Source organism: Enterococcus sp. HMSC072F02 (genome assembly GCF_001837725.1).
GTDB classification, from domain to species: Bacteria; Bacillota; Bacilli; order Lactobacillales; family Enterococcaceae; genus Enterococcus_B; species Enterococcus_B lactis.
The window spans coordinates 1-26,671 of record NZ_KV833937.1; the positions used below are offsets into that span (position 1 = coordinate 1).

The following is a 26,671-nucleotide window of genomic DNA, read 5'->3' on the forward strand; positions in this document are numbered from 1 at the left end:
CTCTAGGAAAAAATTAACTAGCACCACGGGTAATAACTATATGATTATAATAGTAAGTACTGTTTGAATAAACAAAAAATTAAGAGAGAAGGCGTAGCATTGAGAGAAAAAAGAATGTCTGACAATCATTCAGATGTGGAGCGAACATTTTTTGTAGAAACTTATTTAAATTTCATTCTTTTATCCTGTTTCTAAGAGGAAGTTTTCATTTGTATGAGCTATCACCACAACTCTCCATCTTTTCTTATGTTGCTAATAAATGAAGTTTAGATAAAAGTCAACCTTATAAAACTATTTATTTTATCATTTTTTTCTAATGATGAATGTTATATAGAAAAAAGTGTTTACACGACCGCTATTTTCTCGGTTATGATTAATTTGTGAGATACAGACAGACTACACGGCTGCATCTTACAAACAAAATCAAAAAATAAAAATATAGAGTGAGGAGATACAAGATGATCAAAAGTAATTTAAAAACAGTGATGGCAGCAGGTATGGTATTTTTAAGTTTAGGAGGATCCGTTTCGACATTCGCAACAAGTCTATCAACAACTGACTTCGTTAGTACAAGTAAACAGGCCATTGAGCAACAATTGTATATCCATAATGGTGACTTTAATGACGGGTTTGATCATTGGATCACTAGTGGCCAAGAGCCAAATAATCCCACACTTCAAACCGTTAATGGAAATAACTTTGCTTTAGCAAAAAATGGTGAAAATGTTCATCAATATGTGACATTAAAACCAAGTACCACGTATACATTTAGTTATGATGTTGCAGCAAGCGAATCAGCACCAGGACGTGTTGAATTAGGGATCATGAATCATGATGTCGGTTTTGATGTATTAGAACGCAGTGAACATAATAATGAGAACTGGGAACGTGGCAAACTTACTTTTGCGACTCCAGACGATGAAAATACATACCTTATACGATTTGCTTCTACATGGAATGGTTGGGCGAAATATGACAATATCCAAGTGGAAACAGGCGTAACAGAAACAAACATGTTGTCTGTAGGGCGAGAAGGTTCTCAAGCATTTGCTTATTTAACATTGACACCTGAACTTTTTCACAATAATCAAGACAGATGGGTCGTTCACATTGATGGAAGATATCGTTTTGGAACATTTGACGGCACAGCATACTATAGCATTCCAAGAATAGTTGATGGTAATATTCAAGTACGTCACGGAATTCCTGGAAAAGCAGGACAGCGAATAGAAGTATATCGCCTACCAGGACGTCCTGGATCAGGCACCTCACTTGAGCACGCTGTATTATTCGAAACACTTATTATTGATGCAGACTTGATTTAAGTTGAATTTTTCATTCTTCAAGCATCATCACATGAGCAATTGAATGATTAAGGTATTCATCTAGACGAAGCCACCAACAGGAGATGACTCATTTGTCACATCCTGTTGGTAGCCTAGTTCGGAACAGAAAGAGCGTAACTCGCTTCTTTCTGTTCTTTTTTATTTGATTAAGATTGTGCCATTCGTCTGCAATTTAAAAGGAATATCGATTCACATTTTAGACATTCAAATGGTTGACTTTAGAAGGACCCTCGAAGTAACTGAAGCAACGGTTGTCATTGATTTCAGGTTATGTGAGACAGTTTCTGCAAAAAAATGTGACTGCCAAATTTCTATTAATAGAAGTTTAGGCAGTCACACTTTCTTGCTATTTAGCTATTACTTTACCCTTGAATCGCCGTTTCCAATCCTACTTCGATCATTTCATTGAATGTCGATTGACGTTCTGCAGCTGTTGTTTCTTCCCCAGTAATCAAATGGTCGCTAACGGTCATCAAACTTAATGTCTGCACATGGTATTTCGCGCCTAAGTAATAAAGAGCCGCTGCTTCCATTTCCACTCCTAAGACACCAAGTTCAGCTAATTGGAATGTCTCTGTCAAATCATCTTTGTAGAAAGAATCTTCCGAAAGGACATTTCCTACATGAACCGTATAGCCCTTTTCTTTAGCTATCTCATATGCTTTCAGTAATAGATTGAAATCACTGATTGGCGGAAAATGAAAGGCTTGGAAATTTTTTTCGATCATCGAAGAGCTGGTCGCTGCGCCTTGCGCTAGTACTAAATCACGAACATGGACATCTTTTGACAATGCCCCGCATGTACCTACTCGGATCAATTTCTTTACGCCATATGACTGGATCAATTCATGGGCATAGATGGTGGCTGATGGCATCCCCATCCCTGTTCCTTGAACAGAAATACGTTCGCCTTTATATTTGCCGGTAAAGCCTAGCATACCACGGACCTGATTGTAGCAAACTGGTTCTTCTAAAAAAGTCTCTGCAATATATTTAGCTCGCAAAGGGTCTCCCGGAAGTAAAATCTTATCGGCAATCTCGCCTTCTTTCGCTTCGATATGCACACTCATTTTGTTGCTCCTCCTATTACAATAATGTCAATGTTTCTTTAACCAATGCTTTAAAAGATTGTTTGACTCTCTGAGTTGTTTCTACAACTTCTTCATGGCTCAGATTCGCTTGCATGCCTGCTGCTAAGTTGGTAATACAAGAGATTCCTAACACTTTTAATCCGCTGTGAGCTGCTACGATGACTTCTGGAACAGTCGACATCCCTACTGCATCGGCTCCTATTGTCCGAGACATCCGAATCTCAGCAGGCGTTTCATAAGTTGGGCCAGAGTAGCCCATATATACGCCTTCTTTAAGATCCAAACCTAGTTTTTCTGCTGCTGCTTTTGCTGTTGCTTGATAGTCAGGCGTATATGCTTGACTCATATCTGGGAATCTAGGACCCATTTCATCTTCATTCGGGCCGATCAAAGGATTTTCACCAGTAAAATTGATGTGATCGGTAATCAGCATCAAATCTCCTGGTACGAAGGATTCATTGACACCGCCACATGCGTTGGTCACAATGACTGAATGGGCACCTAGTCCGGCCATCACACGTACTGGATAGGTCACTGTTTGCATGGAATGACCTTCATAGTAGTGGAATCTTCCTTGCATGGCTAACACTTTTTTGCCTGCTAGAGATCCGTAAACCAGCTGTCCTGCATGTCCAACTACTGTCGAAACAGGAAAGAACGGGATCTCATCATAAGAAATCATTACAGCATCTTCGATTTCATCTGCTAATTCACCTAATCCTGAACCTAGGATCAAACCAAAATCAATTTCTTTTACTCCTTTATCAAGGATAAACTGGGTCGTTTCTTGTAACATCTCGCTTAACTTGGTCATTTGCTTTCTCCTATTTTAAAAAGATTATTTTAATAATTTTAAGAAGCTTTCGCCATTTTCAGTCGAAGAAACACTAAAGTTCTCAGCAATCGTTGCGGAGATATCAGAATAATACCCTTGAGGCAACGCCCCTTGTTCTTTCATTTTTTTACTGTAGACCAATAACGGTACATATTCTCGCGTATGATCGGTACCAGTAAATGTCGGATCGTTTCCGTGATCGGCTGTAATCATTAGCAAGTCGTCTTCTTCCATGGCTTCAAGCAGTTCTGGGATCCGCAAGTCAAATTCTTCAATCGCATGCGCATAACCGACTACATCCCGGCGATGACCGTATAATGCATCAAAATCTACTAAATTGGTAAAGCTGATACCTGTAAACTCTTTTTTCATAACGTTCAGCAACTGGTCGACGCCATCCATATTACTTTTCGTGCGGACAGATTCAGTGATTCCTTGTCCATTGAAAATATCGTTGATCTTTCCTACAGCAATCACGTCTTTTCCTGCTTCTTTCAAAGAATCGAGGACCGTGTGTCCGAATGGATCCAACGCATAATCATGACGATTGCTTGTTCGTGTGAAGTCTCCTGGTTCTCCCACATATGGACGTGCAATGATTCGACCAATCATGTACGGGTCATCTTTTGTTATATCACGAACGAATTGGCAAACCCGGTATAGTTCTTCTAAAGGAATGATTTCTTCATGTGCCGCGATCTGAAGGACAGGATCAGCAGAAGTATATACGATTAAATCACCCGTTTTCATTTGGTGTTCACCGTAATCGTCAATAACAGCCGTTCCACTATATGGTTTGTTGCATACGACTTTACGGCCAGAAAACTCTTCGATTTGTTTGATCAGATCATCAGGGAATCCGTTCGGAAACACACGAAACGGCGTCTTGATATTCAATCCCATGATTTCCCAATGGCCTGTCATCGTATCTTTCCCTACAGAAACTTCTTCTAATTTCGTCGCATAGCCTTGATGATCTTTCACTGATTCCACACCTTCAAGAGGACGAATCGTTCCCAAACCAAGCTGCTCTAAATGCGGAATGTTCAATCCTGCTTCTTTTGCAATGTGTCCTAATGTATCAGAACCAACGTCACCGAACTTCTCGGCATCTGGTGCTTCTCCAATTCCTACTGAATCCATGACGATCAGATGTACGCGTTTAAACATGATTATTCCTTCTTTCTTTTTATTTTTATTACCTTTAAAACAAAAAGGGCGAGACGAAAAACACTTCCCGTAACCCACCCTTTTTATTCGCTAAAAGATTATTTTGATTTGATATAGTTCTTCCCGTTTGCTTTTGGTCCAGAAGCTTTCCCTAAGAAAACAACCAACACAATGATTGTCAGCAAATATGGAGCAATTTGCAGCAATACTGGTGGAATCGAAGAAATAACTGGTAATTGTGCACCGATGATACTCAAGCTTTGTGCAAAACCAAAGAACAGTGAGGCACCCATTGCGCCTAAAGGATTCCATTTACCAAAGATCATAGCAGCCATGGAGATGAACCCTTGTCCGACGATCGTCCCAGCTGAAAAGTTACCGGAAATCGACTGAGCAAAAACAGCACCGCCCATACCGCCTAACAAGCCTGAAATCAGCACGCCTGAATAACGCATAGCATATACATTGATACCTAATGTATCGGCAGCTTGAGGGTTTTCACCAACTGAACGGAGGCGTAAGCCGAATTTCGTCTTGAAGATGATCACCCAAGCAATGACAGCAATCAAAATTGCACAATAAGCAGGCAAGAATGTATTTTTGAAGAAAATTGATCCAATGACCGGAATATCTGCCAAACCTGGGAAAGAGAAATATCCCAGATTCTGCGTGATGTTATCTGTTTGACCTTTCCCATACCATGCTTTGATCAAGAAAACACCTAAAGCTGGTGCCATCAGATTGATCACTGTACCGCTGATGATATGGTCAGCACGCAAGCTGACTGTTGCTACTGCGTGGATCAAAGAAAATAGGATACCTACGACGCCACCCACTAAAATAGCGATCCATGGCGTCATGGAACCAAGTGAGGGGCTCATCGTCAAGTTGAAAACGATGGAACTAAAAGCACCCATGACCATGATTCCCTCTAACCCTACGTTTACGATCCCGCTGCGTTCAGAAAACGTTCCGCCTAGTGATGTTAGAATTAACGGTGTTGAATAAACCAGTGTTGAAGTAAGAATCAAGGCAATTAATTCGATAGTCGACATTATAGTTCGCCTCCTTCATGGTTTTGATTCGTTGGCTTCGCTTCGATTGTCGCAACGATTTCTTCTTGTTTTTTTCCTTGGAAGAACTTAGCCATGACGAAACGAATCAAGAAATTGATCCCAACAAAGAAGATAATCAGAGCAATCGATACATTGACGATCTCAAACGGAACACCAGCTCCTGTCTGCATGCCAAGTCCGCCGATCTTCAAAATACTGAACAAAATCGCTGATAAAAGAATACCGATTGCTGATCCAGATCCAAGTAAGGAGACAGCCATTCCGTCAAATCCAATAGATAGCGAGGTCGTTTGAACGAAGAAGTTTTGATACGTTCCTAATCCTTCAACCACACCGCCAAGCCCTGCCAAAGCGCCAGAAATGACCATCGACAAAACGATCGTACGTTTACTACTCATCCCTGCATACTCAGAAGCAAAAGGATTCAAACCAACGGAACGGATCTCAAATCCTAAAGTCGTTTTCTTCATCAATAGCCAAACGAAAATAAGCGCGATGATTGCTAAAAACAAACCTGAGTTTACGCGAGAGCCGCCAAAAGCTTGTGTTAACCAAGGTAACCGCAACGATGCATTTTGACTGATCATATTGGAAGAGTCCAAACTTGATCGGTAGCTTTCAGGCATCACTTCATGTAAAGCAAACGTGCTTACGTATAATAAGATATAGTTCATCATGATCGTTACGATCACTTCACTTGTTCCAAAAAATGCTCGTAGCAACCCAGGAACAGCCGCTGCCATCGCACCTGCTAAGGCACCTAGGATCACGCACAATGGAAGCAAAACAACTTTTGGAAGATCTGGAAAAGCAAGTGCCACCCAGACACTGACGATCCATCCGCAAAGCGCTTGTCCAGAAAGCCCGATATTGAAGAACCCAGCTGAGTTAGCTACAGAAAACCCTAATGCTGTAAAAATCAACGGCGTTGCTTGCCTTAATGTTTCACCGATTCCTCTTTGCGAACCAAGAGCTGCATCTAACATAGAAGAATAACCTTGGATGGGCTGAAAACCAAAAGCAGCCATCAATATCGCGCCTAAGATTAATCCTAAAACAACTGAAAGTACAGGCACTAATAAATTACGGAATTTCTCGCTGCGATCATTCATGTGCGCCAGCCCCCTTTTCTAACTCTTTTCGTGCTTCTTCTAAGGTATAGCCCGCCATCAATAGACCTAATTCATTTTCAGATGTTTCTTTCGGATCAACGATCCCGACGATTTCTCCTTCATGGATAACAGCAATACGATCCGAAACATTTAAAATTTCTTCTAATTCGAAACTAATCAATAACACTGCTTTGTATTTGTCCCTTTGTTCGATCAGACGTTTATGAATAAATTCGATCGCACCTACATCCAGTCCACGAGTTGGATTTGCAACGATCAACAGATCAGGATCTCGGTCGACTTCCCGAGCGATGATTGCTTTTTGCTGATTTCCGCCTGATAAAGCTTTTGCAGGAACAAGTTCATTCGTTGTTCGAACATCATATTCTTCGATCAATTCTCTGGCATGTTCATTTATCACTGAATAATTCAGCATACCGTTTTTACTGTAAGGTTTTTGATGATACGTTTGCAGTGCAATGTTTTCAGACAATGTCATATCTAGGACCAACCCGTATTTATGACGGTCTTCTGGCACATGTCCTACACCATGTTCAGTGATCTTTCGAGGTTTTTTATTGGTGATGTCTTCCCCTTTTAGCTTGATATGTCCGCTTTCTGCCTTTCGCAAACCAGTCAAAGCTTGGATCAACTCCGACTGCCCGTTTCCATCGATTCCAGCGATACCAAGTACTTCGCCAGCACGAACCTCTAAGTTCAGGTTTTTCACGGCTTCTAATCCACGATTTTCTTTCACCACTAGATTTTCAATAGACAAAACGACTTCTTGAGGCTTCGCTTCTTTTTTCATCGTTTTGAATGAAACCGTTCTTCCGACCATCATATCAGCTAATTGCTGTGAGGTAACGTCTTTAACGTTGACTGTACCGATTCCTTTTCCACGGCGGATAACTGTACAACGGTCAGCTACTGCTTTGATTTCATCTAACTTATGCGTAATCAAAATGATTGACTTGCCTTCTTTGACTAATTCCTTCATGATCACGATTAATTCATCAATTTCCTGAGGGGTCAATACAGCTGTCGGCTCATCAAAAATCAGTACATCTGCTCCTCGGTAAAGTGTTTTTAAAATTTCTACCCGTTGTTCCATCCCAACTGAAATATCACGAACATAAGCATCCGGGTTGACTGATAATCCATATTGTTCAGAAACTTTTTGGATCTCTTTTCGCGCTTTTTTATGGTCAAGCATCCCTGCACGACTAGGTTCGCTTCCCAACACGATGTTTTCTGTTACAGTAAAGGCATCAACAAGCATAAAGTGCTGATGGACCATCCCAATCCCTAATTGATTGGCTTTTGTCGGGCTTGTGATCTGTACTTCTTTCCCACGCATCAAAATTTTCCCTGATGTCGGCTCTAATAATCCGGAAAGCACGTTCATCAATGTAGATTTGCCAGCACCGTTTTCTCCAAGCAACGCATGAATCTCTCCTGCCTTTACTTGTAAATTGATGTTGTCATTTGCCTTGAATGTTCCAAATTCTTTGGTAATATTCTGCATTTCTATGACAATATTTTCTTGAACCACCTTTTTTTCACATCCTAACGATTTCTATCTAGGGCAACGATTGACTAAGATTCACGCTTAGTGAGCGTTCTTCTTTTGAAACAAACATTACTTCAGGGAGTTGTTCCCTTATCCAAACTGTCTCAAGGCAGCTTGGATAAATGAACAATTCTTGTTCTAATCAAACCATAGCCTTGTCAAACATGTGTCTAACAAGGCTATAGAAATGGTTTTAGTTTTCTTCAGGAGTTTCTGGAACTTTTACGTCACCTGAAATGATTTTTTCTTTTGCTTCATCCACTGCTTTTTTCGCTTCATCAGAAAGTTGTCCTTCTGTTAGACCAACACCGTCTTCTTTCAATCCATAAACAGTGTGTTCACCACCAGGGAATTTACCGTCAGCTGATTTTTGTGCCAAATCTTCTACTACTGTTCCAACTGCTTTCAGTGTAGATGTCAATGTGAAGTTTTTCTTTTCGCCGTTCAATGTGTATTCGCCTTCGTCTGATTGGTCGCGGTCAACACCGATAACCCAAACTTTTTTGTCGCCTGATTCGTTCAATGATTTTGCTTCTTGGAATACACCGTTACCTGTACCACCTGAAGCATGGAAGATGATATCTGCATTTTGTGCATACATACCTTGAGCAATTGAACGTCCTTTATCTGGAGCAGAGAAGTCACCAGCATATTGGTTCAATACTTTGATTTCTTTTCCTAGTTCTTTCGCACCTGCATCAACACCGGCTTTGAATCCAGCATCAAAACGATCGATTACTTCACCTTTTACGCCGCCGATAAAGCCGACTACGTTCGTTTCAGTCGTGTAAGCTGCTGCAATCCCTGCAAGATAAGAAGCTTCGTTGTCTTTGAATGTTGCAGATACAACGTTATCTAATCCGTCAATCACATCATCGATGATAACGAAGTTCGTACCTGTATTGTTTGTTGCTTGTTCTTGGATCGCTGGTTTTAGTTTATAACCAATACCAAAAATCGTTTTGAATCCAGCATTCAATGCTTGGTCGATATTTGGGATATAATCTGATTCGTTTGAAGATTGGAAGTATTGGAAGCCATCATTGCCTCGTGAAAGACCTTGATCTTTCCCCCATTTTTGTAATCCTTCCCAAGCTGACTGGTTGAATGAACGGTCGTCTACACCACCTGTATCTGTGATCAATGCTGCAGTTGTTGTGTCTGATGAGCTTTTGCCACCGGATGAATCAGTAGAGCCGTTGTTGCCGCATGCACCTAAAAATAACCCTGCTGCTAGTGCGACAGCACCTAAACCAAATAATTTTGCTTTTTTCATTTCTGTAAAGCCTCCTAAAATAATTGTTTTATTTTTCAACAGTCAGCTGACTGAATGAACATGAGTTATAGATCTTTTTCAGTAAATGCATAAGGCAGTAGTTCTCGAACGGTCGTTGCCTTCGTCACACCATTGTCTCCCACTAGCGTAACCGGCATATCAGGAGCACAGAACTCTGCCATTACTTGCCGACATGCACCACATGGAGAAATAGGATCAGGGGTGTGCCCTGCTACGACTAAATGGGTAAACGATCTTTCTCCTTCTGATACGGCTTTGAAGAAAGCTGTGCGCTCGGCACAATTCGTTAATCCAAATGATGCATTCTCGATGTTGATACCTTGATAAATCTTGCCTGATTCTGTTACGAGACAAGCACCTACCGGAAAATGGGAATAAGGAACGTATGCTTTATCTAACGCTTCAATAGCTGTGTTGATCCATTCTTGTTTGAGTTCTGCCATGAGTTTCTCCTTTGAAAATTAATAGCCTTCGCCAGTTGAACCAGATACGATTGCTACTCCTGCGCTTGTTCCGATTCTTGTAGCACCCGCTTCGATCATTGCCATTGCTTCTTCTTCGTTATGGATGCCGCCAGAAGCTTTGACGCCCATTTCTGGTCCTACCGTTTCACGCATCAAGCGGACATCCTCTACCTTTGCACCACCCGTTGAGAAACCAGTTGATGTTTTGACAAAATCAGCGCCTGCAGCTTTTGCTAATTCGCATGCTCGGATGATTTCTTCTCTATCTAATAAAGATGTTTCGATGATCACTTTGACAAGTGCACGATCTTTTGCTGCTTCAACAACTGCTTCGATATCTTTTTGAACTTTTTGATCATCTTTTGATTTCAACGCACCGATATTGATGACCATATCGACTTCATCTGCACCGTTATTGATGGCATCTGTCGTTTCAAATGCTTTTGTCTCGGATGTGTTTGCTCCTAAAGGAAACCCGATCACTGTACATACGGCTACTGGTTCGCCTTGTAATTGTTCTTTTGCTAGCGCAACCCATGCTGGATTGATGCAGACAGAGTAAAAATGATATTTTTTCGCTTCTTCGATAATTTGCATCACAGCTTCTTTAGATGCGTCTGCTTTCAAAATAGTATGGTCGATCAATCGGTTTAGTTCCATTTCTTTTCCCCTTTTCTTTCAAACGGTAAAATCCGCTTTTTTCCTTTTATTCTGTGATAATGTCATGAATCAATGTTGGCTTCATTGCTGACTCGCCAATTTCAATATTTTTATATAATAATTCAATAACAGAAGAGATTTCTTTATCATTACTATAGATTGTCAATAATGACTCGCCCTTTGTCACAGTGTCACCAATTTTTTTATGCAGTTTCAATCCAACGGCGTGATCAATATCGTCTTCTTTGGTTTTACGCCCAGCACCTAGCATCATTGCAGCAATTCCTAATTCATTTGCCACGATTTTTGACACGACTCCGCTTTGTTTAGCAGGAAGCTCCATTGTGTAACGTGCAGTCAAAATTCGTTCTGGTTGTTCCACGATCGTTGGGTCTCCCCCTTGATTTTGGATCATTTCTTTGAATTTTGCTAACGCTTTACCTGATTCCAGAGCTTCTTGAAGCAACGTTCTTGCTTCATCGATTGTTTTAGCTTTGCCAGCAAGAACAACCATTTGGCTTCCTAAGGCGTAGCACATTTCTACTAGATCTTCTGGACCATTTCCTTGTAATGTTTCGATTGCCTCGACAACTTCTAGACTATTTCCGATTGCTTCGCCAAGAGGTTCTGACATATCCGAGATTACCGCCACTGTTTCTCGGTTCGCTAGTTTGCCAATGCTTGTCATGGTTTTTGCCAGACGTCTTGCATCTTCGATATTCTTCATGAAAGCACCGTCTCCAGTGGTCACGTCCAAAACGATTGCATCTGCTCCTGCCGCGATCTTTTTACTCATGATCGAACTGGCAATCAGCGGAAGAGAATCGACGGTCGCTGTGACGTCACGCAAAGCGTACAATTTTTTGTCCGCCGGTGCCAAGTTTCCTGATTGACCGATTACTGCTACTTTGCTTTCATTGACAATGCGCACGAATGCTTCATCCGAAAGCTCGATCTGAAATCCGGGAATTGCTTCTAGCTTATCTAATGTGCCACCTGTGTAACCTAGACCGCGTCCAGACATTTTAGCCACTGTCACTCCGACACTAGCTACTAGGGGGGCTAAAATCAATGTGGTCGTGTCACCAACGCCACCTGTCGAATGCTTATCTACCTTTATTCCTTCAAGAGAACTCAAATCGATGATATCACCAGAATTAGCAATCGCCAATGTTAAGTTCGTGATTTCTTCATTTGTCATGTCTTGATAAAAAATTGCCATCAATAATGCACTGACTTGATAATCTGGAATCTTTCCATTCGTATAGTTCGTGACGATGTACTCGATTTCCTCTTTCGACAGCTCGTTTCCATCCCTCTTTTTTTCAATCAGATCCACCATTCGCATTGTCTGGTCCTCCTTGTCTTCATTCGGTATTATACATTATTTTTAGGAAAGGTAAACCACTTTAGTAAACTGGTTTACTAAAAATAAAAAAAGCACCAAATCGCCTTTGTAAATGCTTACATAAGCAATATACCGCCGAGTTAGCCCTTTGTCAATACTTTTACGCTCTCACGAATAATTAATTTAGTTTCGAACACTTTGTTCGGAACTTTTCTTTGAGGAAATTCGATCGTATCGATTAGGAAACGCGCAGCATAAAATCCAATATCAAAACTTGGTTGCTGCACTGTCGTCAATTGCGGGATCATGTATTCTGACAGTTTTAATCCATCGAATCCTATGACAGAGATATCTTCTGGGATTTTTTTGCCCAATTCATCTATCGCCTGATAGCAGCCGATCGCCATGGCATCATTCCCGCAAAAAATAGCCGTGATATCTTTATGTTTGAGTAATTTTTTTGATGCAGTATAGCCACCTTGGACAGTCAACTCTCCATGTTCAACAAATTTCCCATTAAAAGGCAGGCCATGATCTTTCAGCGCATGACGATATCCGTTGAAACGTTCTTCTAATTGATAGTATCCAGTGGTTTCCTTCAGCATGCCGATCTTCGTATGGCCGCTTTCAATAAATAGTGAAACGGCTTGATAGGCGCCCTCATATTCCTTTACGATAAGCCGTCCGTTATCCCGACGATTCAATCCGCGATCGATTAAAATAATCGGCATTTTTTGATAAAATCCGCTGTCTAATGCATATTTCTCAGGTAAAATATTTGGTGTTGCCAGCAAGATCCCATCCACTGAGCGGTGGGAAAGCTCTTGTAAATACTTGATCTCATTTTCTTGGCTATGACGAGAATTGCATAACATGATCACATAGCCCAAAGGATTCAAATAGCTCTCTACACCTTCGATCAGTTTGGAGAAGAAGAAATCAGTGACATCAGGGACGATCATTCCGATGGTCTTTGAATGTCGATTGATCACATTTGAAGCGAAATAATCGGGTTTATAATGATGTTCATTCACGATCGACAACACTTTTTTTCTTGTCTTATCACTAAATCGGCTTCCTTTGTTATTCAAAATCTGTGAGACAGTTGTTACTGATACCCCTGCCATTTCTGCAATATCTCTGATGGTCAGCTTCACCCTAGTGGCTCCCTTCTATCTAAATTCCCTATCAGTGTACCAAAACCCCCAAGAAAAGAATAGAGAAAAAAAGAAAGTATGTTTTTTGATAAAAATCTCCTTTATCTACCAACTTGGCAGCGTTCTATACAAGTTCTGTATCTTATTTATTTTATCGTAAAAAACAACGACTCTGTTCCTACTATTTCTTTTTGAAGAAAAAAATAGTTCTTTGTTTTTAAAAACTTCTCAACAAAAAAAGAACTGATACGTACCCTTACATGCACGCCCAGTTCCACTTTTTCGTCGCTCTATTATTTTTCAGCTAGTTATTCTTTCACACTTTTGATAATATAATATCCTTTATCTTTTGTGACGATTTCTGCATTGCCAAATGTTTCTTCCATCTTCTTTTGCGCACTCGGCGCTCCTTGTTTCTTCTGGATCACAATTGTCAGTGTACCGCCCTGCTTCAACCGAGGATATGCGCCTGTCAAGATTTCATGTACGACTTTTTTTCCAGCACGGATTGGCGGATTGCTGACGATAGCTGCATAGGTTTCTTCATGAAGTACTTCATAGATATTCGATTGATGGATGTCCACTTGTTCGATTTGGTTACGCTTTGCGTTTCCTAGCGCTAGACTCACTGCTCGCTCATTAATGTCGACCATTTCAACAAACCGTTGTGTCGCAAATGCCAAAGCTAGCCCAATCGGTCCATACCCGCATCCCACATCTAAGATCTTTCCTTCATCAGGTAACTCTTCCCAATCAAAAGCATCAATCAGGACACGTGAACCATAATCCACTGTTTCACGTGAAAATACACCAGAATCAGTTACAAATTGAAAGGTTCTGCCTTTTAACTCAAAAGCCCATTGTTCAAAATCGTGCGCCGTATCTGGGCGTTCAGAATAGTAATGATTTGTCATGTCTTCCATCCTTCTCTTTTCTTTCATGTCAACAGTCTATCCTTTTATGTATCCGTACGCAAGTCAAGAATAAAACTCCTTTTCTTTCTATTATAAAGATTGTACAAAAAGATTGGCAATCTCTCTTAAGTGGTGGGGTTTGTGTTTATTTTGTGTTAAAATAGTTCCATTGATGGGAGAACGCAGGAGGCTAATATGAATGATCCAATGAACTACTACCGTGTGGCAAGAGAAGAATGGCGAGAATTTTATCGTAATGGGCAAGCACCTTTGACACAAGATGAACTAGATAATATCAAAAGTTTGAATGACCGTATTTCCATGCAGGATGTTCGAGATATCTATGTACCTCTTGCTCATCTGATATATCTATATATGAAAGAATTCGAATCTTTGTTCTTGAGTAAAGGTTTATTTCTTCATAAATATGTAGAAGTACCGCCTTTTATCATCGGGATTGCCGGAAGCGTAGCCGTTGGAAAAAGTACCACAGCCAGACTGCTGCAGACGATTTTGTCTCGTACCTTCAAACGAAGAAATGTTCAGCTGATCACGACTGATGGATTTCTTTATCCAAATCGTATATTAAAAGAGCGTGGAATCATGGATCGCAAAGGATTTCCTGAAAGTTATGATATGGAGATGCTGATCGACTTCTTGAATCGTGTAAAATCTGGTCAGGAAGAGATAAAAGTACCTGTTTACTCACATGATGTATATGATATCATTCCGGATAAGTACGAGCTGATCCAGCAACCTGATATCTTGATCGTTGAGGGGATCAATACGCTTCAATTACCTGCGAATCAGCAAATCTACGTCAGCGACTTTTTTGATTTTTCTGTCTATGTCGATGCCGATCCCGTGCTGATCGAAAAATGGTATTTGGATCGTTTTGGCGCGTTACTGGATACGGCTTTCCAAAATCCAGAGAATTATTATTATCGTTTTGCTATCGGAGATCGTGAAGAAGCCTTTAAAATGGCAAAAGATGTATGGAAAAATGTGAATTTGAAAAATTTACAGGAATATATCTTGCCTACACGAGGAAGAGCCGATATAATTCTCCATAAAACTGAAAATCATATTATCGATTCGATTTTCATGCGAAAATATTAGCATTTTAAAATAGTTTGACTATTTTGAGATAAAATTTAAAGGGATAGGGGTAATAAATTTGACAAACGTTGCCGATATGACGAACGTTGAAAAGATTATCGTATTAGACTACGGTAGTCAGTATAACCAATTGATCACAAGACGTATTCGTGATCTTGGAGTCTTTTCCGAATTATTGAGCCACCGCATTACTGCAGAAGAAGTAAAAGCGATGAATCCAAAGGGAATCATTCTTTCTGGCGGACCAAACAGTGTATATGATGAGAATGCATTTGGGATCGATCCTGAGATCTTCAATTTAGGTATTCCTGTATTAGGGATTTGCTATGGTATGCAATTGATCACATACAAACTTGGCGGTTCCGTAGAGCCTGCTAAAAACCGCGAATATGGGAAAGCCTTGTTAGAAGTAACAAGCGATCAAGCTGTCTTGTTTAAAGAAACACCAAAACAACAAACAGTATGGATGAGCCATGGTGACTTGGTAACTAAAGTTCCTGAAGGCTTTGAAACAGTCGGAACAAGCAAAGATTGTCCGATTGCTTCTATCCAAGACACAACACGTAATTTTTATGGTATCCAATTCCATGCAGAAGTACGTCATTCCGAATACGGAATCGAATTGTTGCGCCACTTTGCCTTTGATGTTTGCCACTGTGAAGGTAACTGGACAATGGATAACTTTATCGATATGCAAGTAGAAAAAATCCGTGAACAAGTTGGTGACAAAAAAGTCTTGCTTGGTCTCTCAGGCGGCGTTGATTCTAGTGTCGTTGGGGTTCTTTTACAAAAAGCGATTGGTGACCAATTGACATCTATCTTCGTTGACCATGGTCTGCTACGCAAAGGCGAAGCGGAACAAGTAATGGAAAGTCTAGGCGGAAAATTCGGCTTGAACATCATCAAAGTCGATGCAAGAGATCGCTTCTTAGACAAGTTGAAAGGTGTATCTGACCCAGAACAAAAACGTAAAATCATTGGGAATGAATTCGTATATGTTTTTGATGACGAAGCAACAAAACTTGCTGGTGAAGAAGGCGTCTCTTTCTTGGCACAAGGAACGTTGTATACTGACGTTATCGAATCTGGTACAGAAACAGCACAAACGATCAAATCTCACCATAATGTAGGTGGACTGCCAGAAGATATGCAATTTGAATTGATCGAACCATTAAACACACTATTCAAAGACGAAGTCCGTGAATTAGGTACTCAATTAGGCATGCCTGATTCAATCGTTTGGCGTCAGCCATTCCCTGGCCCTGGTCTTGGTATTCGTGTTCTTGGCGAAATCACTGAAGACAAGCTAGAAATCGTACGCGAATCTGATGCTATCTTGCGCGAAGAAATCGCAGCTGCTGGACTTGACCGTGATATCTGGCAATATTTCACTGTTCTTCCAGGGATCCGCTCTGTCGGTGTTATGGGTGACGGACGTACTTACGACTACACAGTCGGTATCCGTGCGGTGACTTCAATCGACGGAATGACAGCTGACTTTGCCCGTATCCCATGGGAAGTCTTGCAAAAAATCTCTGTACGTATCGTAAACGAAGTAGCCCACGTCAACCGTATCGTGTATGACATCACTTCTAAACCACCAGCAACAGTGGAGTGGGAATAAAGAGCCAACATAATATGGAGGGGGAATCCCTATAAATCAACATTCTTCAATAGCTAAAATGCTTGATTTTCATTAAAAATAAGATGGTTCCCTACCAAAAGAGACTATAATATAAGTTAATTTGTTTCATTCTTATCATAAAAAGAAGTTCTCGAAAAACGAACTGTTTTCCGAGAACTTTTTTCTATCCATCTAAGTGCTCAAATCATATTCACGACGGAATTCTAAGGTTACCCTTTCTTAAACAAACTTTATGTTATCTGCACAACTTTTTGCAATTTTTTCATTGCTTCTTACGAAATCGTTGAACTCTCTTTAGCATAATACAAAGTGTAGATGAAGTCTGGTGCTTTACTCGTTTTGGTAAAAATGATTGGAAATCGTTTCTGGTTATTTTTGGCAAAGGCGAGGTGCAGGTTCGATTCCTACCTTCTACGCTAACGATGTGGCTGAAGGGAACCTCCGATCTTGAATCGAAACGATCCGCAGTCTATTGTTTCACCAATGAAACAAAATCAACGTTCGTCCAAGCATTTCCTGAAGCCTTGCTATAAACCCCAATTTCACAAACACCTGTTGTAATTGGAATGTCTTTGATTGTAATTTTTGTCCATTCACTTGTTTTAACAACCGCAGTATTTAGTTCCGCTCCACCATAATTTTTGATATATAACTGATTAGTATCAAACTCTCCCCCAGACATTACATAGGCACTCAATGTGTAAGTTCCTTTGCTTATGCCACTAACATTTTGATAAGCTGATGCCTCGTATGCTTGATCCTGCCAAAAAGTTAGTTTGTAATCCCCACAAAAAGTGCCCGCTTCCGTTTTGATCGTACCCTTAGCGGTTCCTTGTTGAAACCAGGTTTGCCAATTGGAAGGACTGGTCGTTGGTCCATCGCTTTCGAAACTTGCATTTTTAACTAGATTTATTTTCGCCCCTGCTTGTTTAAACGCACGCAAGCTTGGCAAGGCGTTTCCAGCAAAATCAAACATCGCCTGGTTGTCCCATTCGTTTCCCATAGTGGATTGAACACTGAGATAATTCATACCTGCTTGTGTTGCCCAACTCACATTTCCGTTGTACCAAAGAGGTTCCCAATAGAAGAAGCCCGCCCCGCGATTATTCGGTACTGCCTGAATCCGATCGGCAAGATCCAGCAAATACTCTGCTTGTCCTGTCGGTGTTGGTTCATATCCCCCCGCAGCTGCTTCGGCTTCGCCAAAAGCATTTGGCATAGTATCGGCATTCGCTGTTGTATGCCCATAAGCTGTTTCAACTACGATCACTTCTTTACCATACCGTTGGCTGATCGCATTCATATTGGTTTGAAGTTCATTCATTGAACCGTGCCAATACGGATAATACGACACTCCAATTAAATCAAATGACACACCTCGACTCGTGATTTCATCAAACCACCAAGTAAATGCTCCTGTATCGCCACCATCAGCTAAGTGGAGCATTACTGGAGTTGTTTTAGGTTGAGTGTCTCGAACAGCTTGGATACCAGACTTCAAAAAAGCAGCCAATCGATCAAATTCTCCCCCGCCTTCTCCCCAAGACTTGCCATAAGGCCAGAGCATTCCGCTATTCAGTTCATTGCCGCTCTGAACCATATCAGGATAAACGTCCAGCTGCTTCATTTCCGACAGAACGTTCTTTGTATAGTCGTACAATGCCGTATTCATTTCTTCAAAGGTCAGACCTTGCCATGCTTTAGGAAGATTCTGTTTCCCAGGATCAACCCAAAAATCACTGTAGTGAAAATCCAGCAGCACCTTAAGTCCCAGATTTTTTGCTCGTTTTGCAAGGTCAATCGTCGTTTCCAGATCATTTGTCCCTGCTCCATAACTTTCTCCATTACTATTATAAGGATCCTGCCACAAACGCAGTCGAACATAGTTGACACCATTATTTTTTAAAATCTCTAAGGCATCTTTTGAAATATCGTCTTCATAATATTTTGCACCAGATTTTTCCATATCTGACAGGATCGAAATATCTGCTCCGCGAATAAATTCGCTGGCAGATGCTTCAACAGTTTTTGAAACAGCCCCCAAAGCCCCTAAAACAGCTGCAAATAAAACAGCTTTACGCAACCAAATTCCCATTTTCATTATGGCTCCTCCTTTATTGAAATTGGTTCAGAATAAACTGAACAGCTTTTTCAGGATCTCTCGTTAATCCGATATATTCTGCTCCCTTTGTCGCAACCAGCTTGATTCCTAAGCGATCGGTGTCTTCTTTGATATCATCATAGTAAGAATTGACTTGCGGTGCTAAGACCACCATATCAAAATCCTGCAGCATTTCGTAATGAGAACCATAAGCACCCGCCATTGCACTGATCGGTGCTTTCGATTCAGATGCACCTTTTTTTAAAGCATTAGCTAACATCGCACTTGTCCCTGCGCCAGCGCAAAGTACCAACACATTGATTTCTTTATTTGCATCGCTGATAACTTGACTCGCTGCCACAGGTACTTCCTCACGTACATCGGCAGAAGCACCTTCCTCGGTTGCGATCACCTCTGCTTTTTGTGCTTCTTTCTCTACTAAGACAGCATCGTATGCTTTGCAAAATGGTAGATAAATCAGGAAGTCAACGACGATTAGAACCGCTGCTAGAACAAAAGCTAAGATACCCATGCCCGTTCCTAGAACCAAACCGATCGGTGCTGGAGTTGCCCAAGGCAAAACGTACATAAAGCTGTTCATGCCCAACACATCGACAAAAAACTTGAACAGGCAAACGTTTACAACAGGTGTTAACAAAAATGGAATAAAAAAATAAGGGTTCAAAATCATGGGTGCTGCAAATAGCAATGGTTCGTTGACAGCGAAACTTACTGGAATAAAGGAAGCTTTCCCAACTGCCTTCAACTGCTTAGACTTAGCAAAGAGTAGGAAGATAAAAGGAACGACCAATGTTGCCCCAGTTCCTCCCATAGTTCCTACAAAATTCCCTAAACCCACCGTCAGTACTTTAGAAGCTTGTTCACCGGAATTGAACAATTGCAGATTGGTTTCCACATTGGCATAGATAATTGCCGCAATTGCCGGCTCCACGATCGACGGTCCATGAACACCGACAAACCAAAACAGCGCCATCGCTCCCCAGATAATAGCGATTCCTAAGTACCCGTCAGCTGCTGTAAATAGCGGCTGCAGCACCGTAATGATTGCTTTTGCAAATGAGATTTGGAAGATTTGTCGAATGCCTAAATCAATTAAAACGGCCGCAAATACTGAAAAAGAGAAAGGAAAAATATCTCGGAAGGTTTGCGAAATCGTTCCAGGAACTTCTTTAGGCATTTTAATGGTAATATCTTTCAGCACACAAAACTTATATAAATTAACTGTTAAAAATGCAGCGACAAAGGAAGCCAGTAGTCCCTTTGTCCCCATATATTCCGTTGAAAATCCACCTTCAATCGGAGAGACGCTTAACAACAGGAAACTTACCACAGAGGCCAGCATCACAGAGGTGGTGTTGATTACTTTGTTTTTCGGTAAGCGACGATTCATCGAATCAGCCAAGCAGCGAGCAGTGGTTGCTGAAACGAGTAACCCTACAACACCCATCGAATAATTATAGACTTTCCATAGCCATGTGGAGACAGATTCAGGCCATTGGTAGCCAAAAATCTCAGGAACCGCAGCAATCAAAATGAAAATGCTTGAAAATAAAATAGCCGGCATCGCTGTTAAAAATCCGTCACGAACGGCTCCTAAATAACTATTACGTGAGATTTTTTCAAAAAATGGTTTCCCTTTTTCGATTTGTTTAATGATTCCATCCATAGCGTTCTTCTCCTATCCTTGATTCTGTCTGTACAGTACAATAAAGTCTTGAATCAGATCTCTCAGCAATAAAGTGGTCATTAAATGATCCTGCCCATGGATAAAAATGAATCCCATCTCCATCTCTTTCCCAGATGCTTCTTCCGCTAAAATTTTTGTTTGCGAATTATGTGCAAGGGTTAAATTTTCGTCGGCTTCTTTCAACCCCGAATCAACATGTTCAAAGTTTCCTTGTCTTACTTCTTTCAATAATTTCAATAATGTACTGCGAGCGTCGCCTGAATATGCAACGATCTCAAAACCAAGCATTTGTAATTCCTCTTTATTCATCTTTTCTTCCTCCATTATCACTTATTAAATAATCGTTTTGGTTTCACTGACCAACTTGTACCAGTAAGCTGATTCTTTTGGGTAACGCTTCTGGGTTTCAAAATCAACATAAAACAAGCCATACCTTTTGTTATACCCATTTGTCCATGAGAAAAGATCCATAAGCGACCACAAAAAATACCCCTTCACATTTACCCCGGCTGTTATCGCCTTGCTTAAGGATTCAAAATAGACTCTCAAATAGTCGATTCTCGGCTGATCCATAATAATGCCATCTTCAAACTGATCTTTATACCCCATCCCGTTCTCAGTGATATAGATTTTGTTGTAATGTGGGTAATCGCTTTTAATTCGCAGCAACAAGTCATATAGACCTTCTGGATAAATCAGCCAGTCCCAATCAGTTCGAGGAATTCCTTCTTTATAAATGCGTTCTCCGATTCCCTTCACTTTATAAACAGAGGTCCCTTTTTCACCCGTACCGTTATGATGGATTGCATTTTCTCCATCGTAAGCTTTGACAAAATGGCATTGGTAGTGATTGATCCCTAAGTAGTCATTACGCGTGGATGCTTTTTTCAATTCAACGAAATCTTCTTCAGGAAAATGATAGCTGGCCTGATTTGCTTCACATATCTCATCAAGAGCAGTCAAGGTTTCAGTTGAATAATAGCCTAAATAGGTAGCATCTAATAAGAAACGGATCGACAATGCATCGTCTAAAAAGGCAGCATGCTTATCTTCCGGCGCGTCTGTTGCCGCATATTTCGTCTCTAATGAGTGAACTACACCAATTTCACCCGGAAGTTCGTTTTCTTTGAAATAGTTCACTACACGGGCATGAGCAACCATCATATTATGAAGACAGGCGACGATCTTTGTAAAATCATATTTGATTCCTGGTGGGAAAACACCTAACAAATATTGATTGGTTGCAACTGGATAGATTTCATTAAAGGTACTCCACACCTTGACTTCTTTGAATTCATGAAAACAAAAAATGGCATAGGAAACAAATGCTTCTATTGTTTCTCGATTCAAAAAATCTCCATGGTCAAACAAACGTTTAGGGGTATCAAAATGATGCAACGTCACAAACGGCGTTACGTTTCTTTTCTTACATTCTTCGAACACACGATGATAAAAAGCGATTCCTTCTGGATTTGGTTTCCCAGCTCCATCAGGAAAAATGCGGCTCCAAGCAATGGATAATCTTAGACCATTTACACCAAAACGTTCACACAATTCAATGTCCTTTGCATATTGATGATAAAAATCACTTGCCGGATCGGGACTGAATCGCCCTTGTTCCTCTAAAAAGTCATCCCAAGCAACAGCGCCTTTGCCACCTTCCTGAGTGGCTCCTTCAACCTGATAGGCTGCTGTGGCTCCGCCAAAAATAAAATCTTCTGGTAATTTAAGCATGTACATCTCTCCTCAAATCTATAATCAGTTTTCGCTCTTTCTAACTGATTGCATTGCAAACGCATCCAAAACATTTGTCAACAAAAACAAACACAAATAATCATAAAAACCAGAAAATAGCAATAAAATCTATTGTAAAAAACATAAACGCCACCCTAAATGTTTACTTTTGTTCGAATTAGATTGACTGTTGTCCGTTTATATGATAGATTATCCTTAAATTAGAGGTGAAGACGATGTTGAAAAAAGAAAGATTGCTTACTATCGTAGAAATGGTCAATAAAAAAGGAATCCTTACCGTTAATGAAATCATCAATCAATTAGATGTTTCTGATATGACCGTTCGCAGAGATTTAGATGAATTAGAAAAATCGGGCAAGCTGCTGCGTGTCCATGGAGGGGCTCAAAGTCTTTCCTACACTTTAGATCAAGAACTTTCTCACACTGAAAAAGCCACTCTGCAGATTCAAGAAAAAAAAGAAATTGCTGCCACAGCAGCCTCCTTGATTCACGAGGGAGAAACGATTTTCTTAGGACCAGGTACAACAATCGAACTATTGGCGACGCATTTACTGAACAAGAAAATTCGGATCATTACAAATAATTATCCAGTTTTTGATATTCTTGCTCAAGCAGATGGACCAGAAATTCTACTGATTGGCGGTGATTTCCGGAAAAATACCGGCGCATTTGTCGGACCGATCACCAACGACAATTTAAGAAGACTAAAGTTTACAAAAGCATTTATCAGTTCAAATGGCGTTCACAACGAAGCGATCTCTACTTACAGTACCGAAGAAGGAGAAGCACAGCAGATCGCTCTAAATAATTCCCGTAAGAAATATCTACTCGTTGATAATAAAAAATTCAATCGAGATGATTTTTATGTGTTTTATAATTTGCATGATTTCGATCTGCTCATTACGGATCGCCAGATATCGCGGGAGGTTCAAGAGCACTATGCACAATATGTCGATCTGCAAATTGCTGATTCAACCGAAAATACCACTATAGGAGCGTAACTATGAAAGGGATTATATTTGATTTCAACGGAACAATGTTTTTGGACTCTCATCTGCATGAAGCTGCTTGGCTGCATATGATACATGATCATACAAAAGATGGTTTATCAGACGAGGATATTTTAAAAAATATTCATGGTCGGACGAATACGGAGATTTTGAAACATTTCATTTCAGAGCATTTGACCGCCTCTGAGATCGCCGTATTGTCAGAAGAAAAAGAAAGCTATTATCGTATGCTTTGCTTGCAAAATGAAAACGAGCTTCAGTTGACAAAAGGGCTTGAAGCGACTCTTGACCAGCTGACTGACCAACAGATTCCATTAACGATTGCCACGGCTACTGTCAAAGAGAATGTTGCTTTTTATTTTGATATTTTCGATTTAGCCCGCTGGTTTGACTGGGACAAGATTGTCTATGACGACGGCTCTTTCCCTGGGAAACCGCAACCGGATATTTTTCTTAAAGCGGCAGACAAACTGAGCTTAGCTCCGGCTGATTGTCTTGTTATCGAAGATGCTTACTCAGGATTACTTGCTGCCAAACGTGCGGGGATCGGAACAATTATTGCAATTGATCCATTCGGTAAAAACAAAACAGTATTTGAACAGGCACAGCTAAATAAAGATGGAACCATCAAAGATTTTACTGGTTTTTGGACAGAGCACCTGTCTGCCACATCCGTTAATTCTTAAACGATTCAACTAACTACCAAAGAAAAGCAACTGAAATGCACACCTCCTTTTATAAAAAACTGCCAGTGAAACGACATGAAAGATACACTGCTATATCCTTAGTGAAATATAGCAGTGTATCTTTGACTTTTTCATTTAATGACTGGGATTGATTGATGACTTCTTGAGTTTTATCTGTTACGTAATCTCTCATTATCCTATCGGCATACTCCGCAAAGTAATCTTGAATAAATTCTTCTACAGGGTAACCAACTTCGTTTTCCCAACCAGGAGAAATTTCATTATCAGTACTTATTAAATCTATTAAAAACCAACCCGTTCTCTGAGTGTTGATTCTATAATATTTTTAATTTCCTATATAAATCAAAAATATTATAGAATCAATAAGCTAATTAAGAAACAAACTTTAGAAACTCTAGAAGAACTTCTGAATTTATATAGAAGTGTGTAGCTACTTACTAAATATACAAAAGTTAAAATAAAATACTCTGGATACTCTTTATACTGCATTAAAGTTAGTAATATTAACAGCAAAGATATCGAAAAAACAATAACATAATATGTGTCAAAATTTTTCATAATAAGAACTCCCTTACTGTTGCATACTAACATAATCCAAAAACTCTTCTACTTCAGCTAAAGATATTCCACTTTCTTTAGTCCAAAAAACAGTTTTTTCTATCGATCCTTCTCTGTAAACTGTAAATGTCGGAGTCGAGTTAATTGAGTAGCGACTCTTGAATTCTTTCCACTCATTTTCATCTTCTCTAACTTTTGCTACATTCACGTAATAAATATTTTCTTTTCCCTTTTCTACCAGCATATCGAATAGCTTCCTGCTTTTGATGATCGATTTCTTGTGCTACATCTAGTAAATTTTCATCAATTTCTATATCATAAAGTATTTCACTAGTGTCTACATCCACAATATATACTTTTTTATCAGTAGCAATTTTTGAGTAATCCGTTAAAATGATCTCAGTCTCGTCACTTTCATCAGTATAAATATACGTTAACAATGAACTCACCTTTTCAATCGGTGTTAGCTCTAAGACTACTGTATTTTTTACTATTGAGTCATTATTTACCACCATAACTTCGTACTGTATATACCATCCTATTTGGTTTCCATCAATATCAGTAATTGGCTCACTAGCTAATGGAGTCTCCGGAACAATATTTTCCCGATATTTCTTAAACTCTTCTGTAGCACGAAAAAGGTTATCATGTTCCTCACTTGAAACTGGTTGAGTCATAGAAAATGTTACTTGGCTAAACAGAGGGAAAATAAACACTACAATCAACAAAGTATAAAAAAAGCCCTTCTTTTTCATTTTTTATCTTCCAATCACAAATTGAAAAACTTATTCCTGCAACTTTGAGTCTAGTATCACAATCGACTGACTACAACTATTCATTTACATTCTACTTTAAGTTCCTCCTTAACCATTAATTTTATTAAAGATATTTGTAATAGTGATTCTCACAAAATTTCATGAAAAATACTTTATTACTGTATCTAAAATTCCAATACACAACTTATCGACTATTATCTGAAAACCAAAACTTATTATTCCTTGATGTTATTCTAGCAATAGTAACTGCTTTTTTATTTTTTTGCATATTTTTTCGGCATTACTTTTTAAAGTTAACTTTTTCGACAAATAGAAAGAGATACGAATCACTGATTTTTTTGAAGAAAAGAAATGGAGTGAGCTGAACGTTAGAGATATTGGGAGCTTTCGTAACTGCTTATTAAACGATAATGGTTATTCGCAACCGTATTGCTCGCTTCTACATGAAATATTTCATGAAATATTTCGCAAAACCTTTGATTATGTAGTTACGTTTCCATTCTTGACTAAAAATGTTTCAAAAACGAACAAAGGTGTTAAAAGGTAAAGTGATCAATACTACTGGTCAAAATAAGAGGTTGAAAGGGAATTGAAAAATAACTACAGATAATACTTTTATAAACGTACGTGCTTTGTGGTTCTGTAGTTAACTATATAACTGGAATTAGGGAATGGTATCAATTTGAAAAGAAAGATTCTACCAATTTATCATATGTTAAAAATGGAAAATCAACAGCAGTTCTTTCGGAAACCTTACACAAAAACCGATTATTGAAAATAGCCAAAAAACGTTTTTCGGCTATTTTTTTAATTAAGTTTCCTTCTTCTTACCTTTTCCCACTATTCCGTTTCACATCTTTGATGATCTTCAGCGCACGTTTTCGTGTTTTGATATTTGGGCTTTTCAAGCGGCGGTATGCACTTGAGATATCTGTTTTTTCCATATGGACGACCCACTTTCTTCTTTGATTGTAGTCATGCTAAAAAACACAAATCGAAACAATTACGATTTGTGTTTTAAATGGTATCAAAAGTTAAAAAGAAAGTCAACTTGTTAAAACAGTCGATCAGACTAGCTGATTGACTCCTATCTCTAGAAATAAATTTTCATTATTACGTTTTAGCTACCTAAAAAAGGCCCTCTTGTCCGTTAACTTTAATATCTATTGTTATAGCTAGTTTACCTATTGAACGTACTGTTTGTTCGATAGAACACTAAAAACATACTAAGATTAGAGGAGAACATCAT

Annotated in this window: 23 protein-coding genes and 2 pseudogenes; 5 read left to right on the top strand and 20 right to left on the bottom strand. The window is 39.6% G+C overall.

Annotation, left to right across the window (positions count from 1 at the left end; all coding sequences use genetic code 11):
* Window positions 1-458: 458 nt before the first annotated feature.
* A complete protein-coding gene (locus HMPREF2731_RS04775) occupies window positions 459-1,325 on the top strand; it encodes a carbohydrate binding domain-containing protein (RefSeq protein ID WP_002291123.1) in 867 nt (288 codons plus the stop codon).
* Window positions 1,326-1,708: 383 nt separating this feature from the next.
* Here the strand turns inward: HMPREF2731_RS04775 and deoD are convergent, their stop codons facing one another.
* The 12 genes from deoD to HMPREF2731_RS04835 form a co-directional block, all read right to left on the bottom strand.
* Window positions 1,709-2,416, bottom strand: coding sequence for a purine-nucleoside phosphorylase (gene deoD / locus HMPREF2731_RS04780; protein ID WP_002291121.1), 708 nt, complete (start codon window positions 2,414-2,416; stop codon window positions 1,709-1,711).
* A 16-nt stretch (window positions 2,417-2,432) separates the two neighbouring features.
* Window positions 2,433-3,251 (bottom strand): purine-nucleoside phosphorylase, encoded by an 819-nt coding sequence (locus HMPREF2731_RS04785; RefSeq protein ID WP_002291120.1) that lies wholly within the window; start codon window positions 3,249-3,251, stop codon window positions 2,433-2,435.
* A 24-nt stretch (window positions 3,252-3,275) separates the two neighbouring features.
* Entirely contained in the window at window positions 3,276-4,442 is a 1,167-nt protein-coding gene (deoB, locus tag HMPREF2731_RS04790; RefSeq protein WP_002291118.1) for a phosphopentomutase, read from the bottom strand.
* Between the two features lie 98 nt (window positions 4,443-4,540).
* On the bottom strand, window positions 4,541-5,497 hold the full coding sequence (locus tag HMPREF2731_RS04795) for an ABC transporter permease (protein ID WP_002291116.1): 957 nt from the start codon (window positions 5,495-5,497) through the stop codon (window positions 4,541-4,543).
* The gene (locus HMPREF2731_RS04800) at window positions 5,497-6,630 is read right to left on the bottom strand and encodes an ABC transporter permease (RefSeq protein ID WP_002291115.1); all 1,134 of its coding nucleotides are present in this window, start codon (window positions 6,628-6,630) and stop codon (window positions 5,497-5,499) included. Before HMPREF2731_RS04800 ends, HMPREF2731_RS04795 begins: the two co-directional genes overlap by 1 nt.
* The gene (locus HMPREF2731_RS04805; protein ID WP_002291113.1) at window positions 6,623-8,185 is read right to left on the bottom strand and encodes an ABC transporter ATP-binding protein; all 1,563 of its coding nucleotides are present in this window, start codon (window positions 8,183-8,185) and stop codon (window positions 6,623-6,625) included. The genes HMPREF2731_RS04800 and HMPREF2731_RS04805 overlap by 8 nt, the downstream gene beginning before the upstream one ends.
* A 211-nt stretch (window positions 8,186-8,396) precedes the next feature.
* Window positions 8,397-9,479, bottom strand: a complete 1,083-nt coding sequence (locus HMPREF2731_RS04810; protein ID WP_002291111.1) for a BMP family lipoprotein — start codon at window positions 9,477-9,479, stop codon at window positions 8,397-8,399.
* Between the two features lie 65 nt (window positions 9,480-9,544).
* Window positions 9,545-9,943 carry a cytidine deaminase gene (locus HMPREF2731_RS04815; RefSeq protein WP_002291109.1) on the bottom strand — a complete coding sequence of 133 codons (399 nt, stop codon included), beginning with the start codon at window positions 9,941-9,943 and terminating at the stop codon, window positions 9,545-9,547.
* Window positions 9,944-9,961: 18 nt separating this feature from the next.
* Entirely contained in the window at window positions 9,962-10,624 is a 663-nt protein-coding gene (gene deoC, locus HMPREF2731_RS04820; RefSeq protein WP_070872426.1) for a deoxyribose-phosphate aldolase, read from the bottom strand.
* 46 nt (window positions 10,625-10,670) lie between these two features.
* Entirely contained in the window at window positions 10,671-11,972 is a 1,302-nt protein-coding gene (locus HMPREF2731_RS04825; protein WP_070872428.1) for a pyrimidine-nucleoside phosphorylase, read from the bottom strand.
* A 140-nt stretch (window positions 11,973-12,112) separates the two neighbouring features.
* Complete coding sequence (locus HMPREF2731_RS04830; protein WP_002291103.1) at window positions 12,113-13,129, bottom strand: LacI family DNA-binding transcriptional regulator; 1,017 nt, start codon at window positions 13,127-13,129, stop codon at window positions 12,113-12,115.
* 308 nt (window positions 13,130-13,437) lie between these two features.
* The gene (locus HMPREF2731_RS04835; protein WP_002341106.1) at window positions 13,438-14,043 is read right to left on the bottom strand and encodes a class I SAM-dependent methyltransferase; all 606 of its coding nucleotides are present in this window, start codon (window positions 14,041-14,043) and stop codon (window positions 13,438-13,440) included.
* 195 nt (window positions 14,044-14,238) lie between these two features.
* Between HMPREF2731_RS04835 and coaA the strand changes: the two genes are divergently transcribed.
* Both coaA and guaA read left to right on the top strand, forming a co-directional pair.
* On the top strand, window positions 14,239-15,162 hold the full coding sequence (gene coaA / locus HMPREF2731_RS04840; RefSeq protein ID WP_002288627.1) for a type I pantothenate kinase: 924 nt from the start codon (window positions 14,239-14,241) through the stop codon (window positions 15,160-15,162).
* 58 nt (window positions 15,163-15,220) lie between these two features.
* Window positions 15,221-16,786, top strand: a complete 1,566-nt coding sequence (gene guaA / locus HMPREF2731_RS04845; RefSeq protein WP_002298578.1) for a glutamine-hydrolyzing GMP synthase — start codon at window positions 15,221-15,223, stop codon at window positions 16,784-16,786.
* 490 nt (window positions 16,787-17,276) lie between these two features.
* On the opposite strand, the gene HMPREF2731_RS04850 is transcribed toward guaA, so the two are convergent.
* The 4 genes from HMPREF2731_RS04850 to lacG are packed head-to-tail and all read right to left on the bottom strand — an operon-like array spanning window position 17,277 to window position 22,350.
* Complete coding sequence (locus HMPREF2731_RS04850) at window positions 17,277-18,908, bottom strand: glycoside hydrolase family 53 protein (RefSeq protein ID WP_016628848.1); 1,632 nt, start codon at window positions 18,906-18,908, stop codon at window positions 17,277-17,279.
* Window positions 18,909-18,921: 13 nt separating this feature from the next.
* Window positions 18,922-20,595 (bottom strand): PTS lactose transporter subunit IIBC, encoded by a 1,674-nt coding sequence (locus tag HMPREF2731_RS04855; RefSeq protein ID WP_070872429.1) that lies wholly within the window; start codon window positions 20,593-20,595, stop codon window positions 18,922-18,924.
* A gap of 12 nt (window positions 20,596-20,607) precedes the next feature.
* Window positions 20,608-20,925 carry a PTS sugar transporter subunit IIA gene (locus tag HMPREF2731_RS04860; protein ID WP_002341108.1) on the bottom strand — a complete coding sequence of 106 codons (318 nt, stop codon included), beginning with the start codon at window positions 20,923-20,925 and terminating at the stop codon, window positions 20,608-20,610.
* Between the two features lie 24 nt (window positions 20,926-20,949).
* Complete coding sequence (lacG, locus tag HMPREF2731_RS04865; protein ID WP_016628850.1) at window positions 20,950-22,350, bottom strand: 6-phospho-beta-galactosidase; 1,401 nt, start codon at window positions 22,348-22,350, stop codon at window positions 20,950-20,952.
* Between the two features lie 236 nt (window positions 22,351-22,586).
* On the opposite strand from lacG, the gene HMPREF2731_RS04870 reads away from it, so the two are divergent.
* Complete coding sequence (locus HMPREF2731_RS04870; RefSeq protein ID WP_002288637.1) at window positions 22,587-23,372, top strand: DeoR/GlpR family DNA-binding transcription regulator; 786 nt, start codon at window positions 22,587-22,589, stop codon at window positions 23,370-23,372.
* Between the two features lie 2 nt (window positions 23,373-23,374).
* Entirely contained in the window at window positions 23,375-24,067 is a 693-nt protein-coding gene (locus tag HMPREF2731_RS04875; protein ID WP_002288638.1) for an HAD family hydrolase, read from the top strand.
* A gap of 130 nt (window positions 24,068-24,197) precedes the next feature.
* Here HMPREF2731_RS04875 and HMPREF2731_RS14845 read toward each other — a convergent pair.
* The 4 genes and pseudogenes from HMPREF2731_RS14845 to HMPREF2731_RS14850 form a co-directional block, all read right to left on the bottom strand.
* Window positions 24,198-24,260 (bottom strand): annotated as a pseudogene (locus HMPREF2731_RS14845) (Cro/Cl family transcriptional regulator); the annotation flags it as partial.
* A gap of 399 nt (window positions 24,261-24,659) precedes the next feature.
* A complete protein-coding gene (locus tag HMPREF2731_RS04880; RefSeq protein WP_070872431.1) occupies window positions 24,660-24,890 on the bottom strand; it encodes a DUF6568 family protein in 231 nt (76 codons plus the stop codon).
* Window positions 24,891-24,983: 93 nt separating this feature from the next.
* Window positions 24,984-25,323, bottom strand: a pseudogene (locus HMPREF2731_RS04885) (hypothetical protein).
* Between the two features lie 926 nt (window positions 25,324-26,249).
* On the bottom strand, window positions 26,250-26,366 hold the full coding sequence (locus tag HMPREF2731_RS14850) for a putative metal homeostasis protein (protein WP_002288644.1): 117 nt from the start codon (window positions 26,364-26,366) through the stop codon (window positions 26,250-26,252).
* Window positions 26,367-26,671 lie beyond the last annotated feature (305 nt).

Coding starts and splice junctions, on each gene's coding strand:
- HMPREF2731_RS04880 (WP_070872431.1), bottom strand. CDS start 24,890: ATGCTGGTAGAAAAGGGAAAAGAAAATATTTATTACGTGAATGTAGCA.
- HMPREF2731_RS04855 (WP_070872429.1), bottom strand. CDS start 20,595: ATGGATGGAATCATTAAACAAATCGAAAAAGGGAAACCATTTTTTGAA.
- HMPREF2731_RS04775 (WP_002291123.1), top strand. CDS start 459: ATGATCAAAAGTAATTTAAAAACAGTGATGGCAGCAGGTATGGTATTT.
- HMPREF2731_RS04810 (WP_002291111.1), bottom strand. CDS start 9,479: ATGAAAAAAGCAAAATTATTTGGTTTAGGTGCTGTCGCACTAGCAGCA.
- deoD (WP_002291121.1), bottom strand. CDS start 2,416: ATGAGTGTGCATATCGAAGCGAAAGAAGGCGAGATTGCCGATAAGATT.
- HMPREF2731_RS04850 (WP_016628848.1), bottom strand. CDS start 18,908: ATGAAAATGGGAATTTGGTTGCGTAAAGCTGTTTTATTTGCAGCTGTT.
- HMPREF2731_RS04860 (WP_002341108.1), bottom strand. CDS start 20,925: ATGAATAAAGAGGAATTACAAATGCTTGGTTTTGAGATCGTTGCATAT.
- deoC (WP_070872426.1), bottom strand. CDS start 10,624: ATGGAACTAAACCGATTGATCGACCATACTATTTTGAAAGCAGACGCA.
- HMPREF2731_RS04875 (WP_002288638.1), top strand. CDS start 23,375: ATGAAAGGGATTATATTTGATTTCAACGGAACAATGTTTTTGGACTCT.
- HMPREF2731_RS04785 (WP_002291120.1), bottom strand. CDS start 3,251: ATGACCAAGTTAAGCGAGATGTTACAAGAAACGACCCAGTTTATCCTT.
- HMPREF2731_RS04795 (WP_002291116.1), bottom strand. CDS start 5,497: ATGTCGACTATCGAATTAATTGCCTTGATTCTTACTTCAACACTGGTT.
- HMPREF2731_RS04835 (WP_002341106.1), bottom strand. CDS start 14,043: ATGACAAATCATTACTATTCTGAACGCCCAGATACGGCGCACGATTTT.
- HMPREF2731_RS14850 (WP_002288644.1), bottom strand. CDS start 26,366: ATGGAAAAAACAGATATCTCAAGTGCATACCGCCGCTTGAAAAGCCCA.
- HMPREF2731_RS04815 (WP_002291109.1), bottom strand. CDS start 9,943: ATGGCAGAACTCAAACAAGAATGGATCAACACAGCTATTGAAGCGTTA.
- HMPREF2731_RS04800 (WP_002291115.1), bottom strand. CDS start 6,630: ATGAATGATCGCAGCGAGAAATTCCGTAATTTATTAGTGCCTGTACTT.
- HMPREF2731_RS04870 (WP_002288637.1), top strand. CDS start 22,587: ATGTTGAAAAAAGAAAGATTGCTTACTATCGTAGAAATGGTCAATAAA.
- HMPREF2731_RS04825 (WP_070872428.1), bottom strand. CDS start 11,972: ATGCGAATGGTGGATCTGATTGAAAAAAAGAGGGATGGAAACGAGCTG.
- deoB (WP_002291118.1), bottom strand. CDS start 4,442: ATGTTTAAACGCGTACATCTGATCGTCATGGATTCAGTAGGAATTGGA.
- lacG (WP_016628850.1), bottom strand. CDS start 22,350: ATGCTTAAATTACCAGAAGATTTTATTTTTGGCGGAGCCACAGCAGCC.
- coaA (WP_002288627.1), top strand. CDS start 14,239: ATGAATGATCCAATGAACTACTACCGTGTGGCAAGAGAAGAATGGCGA.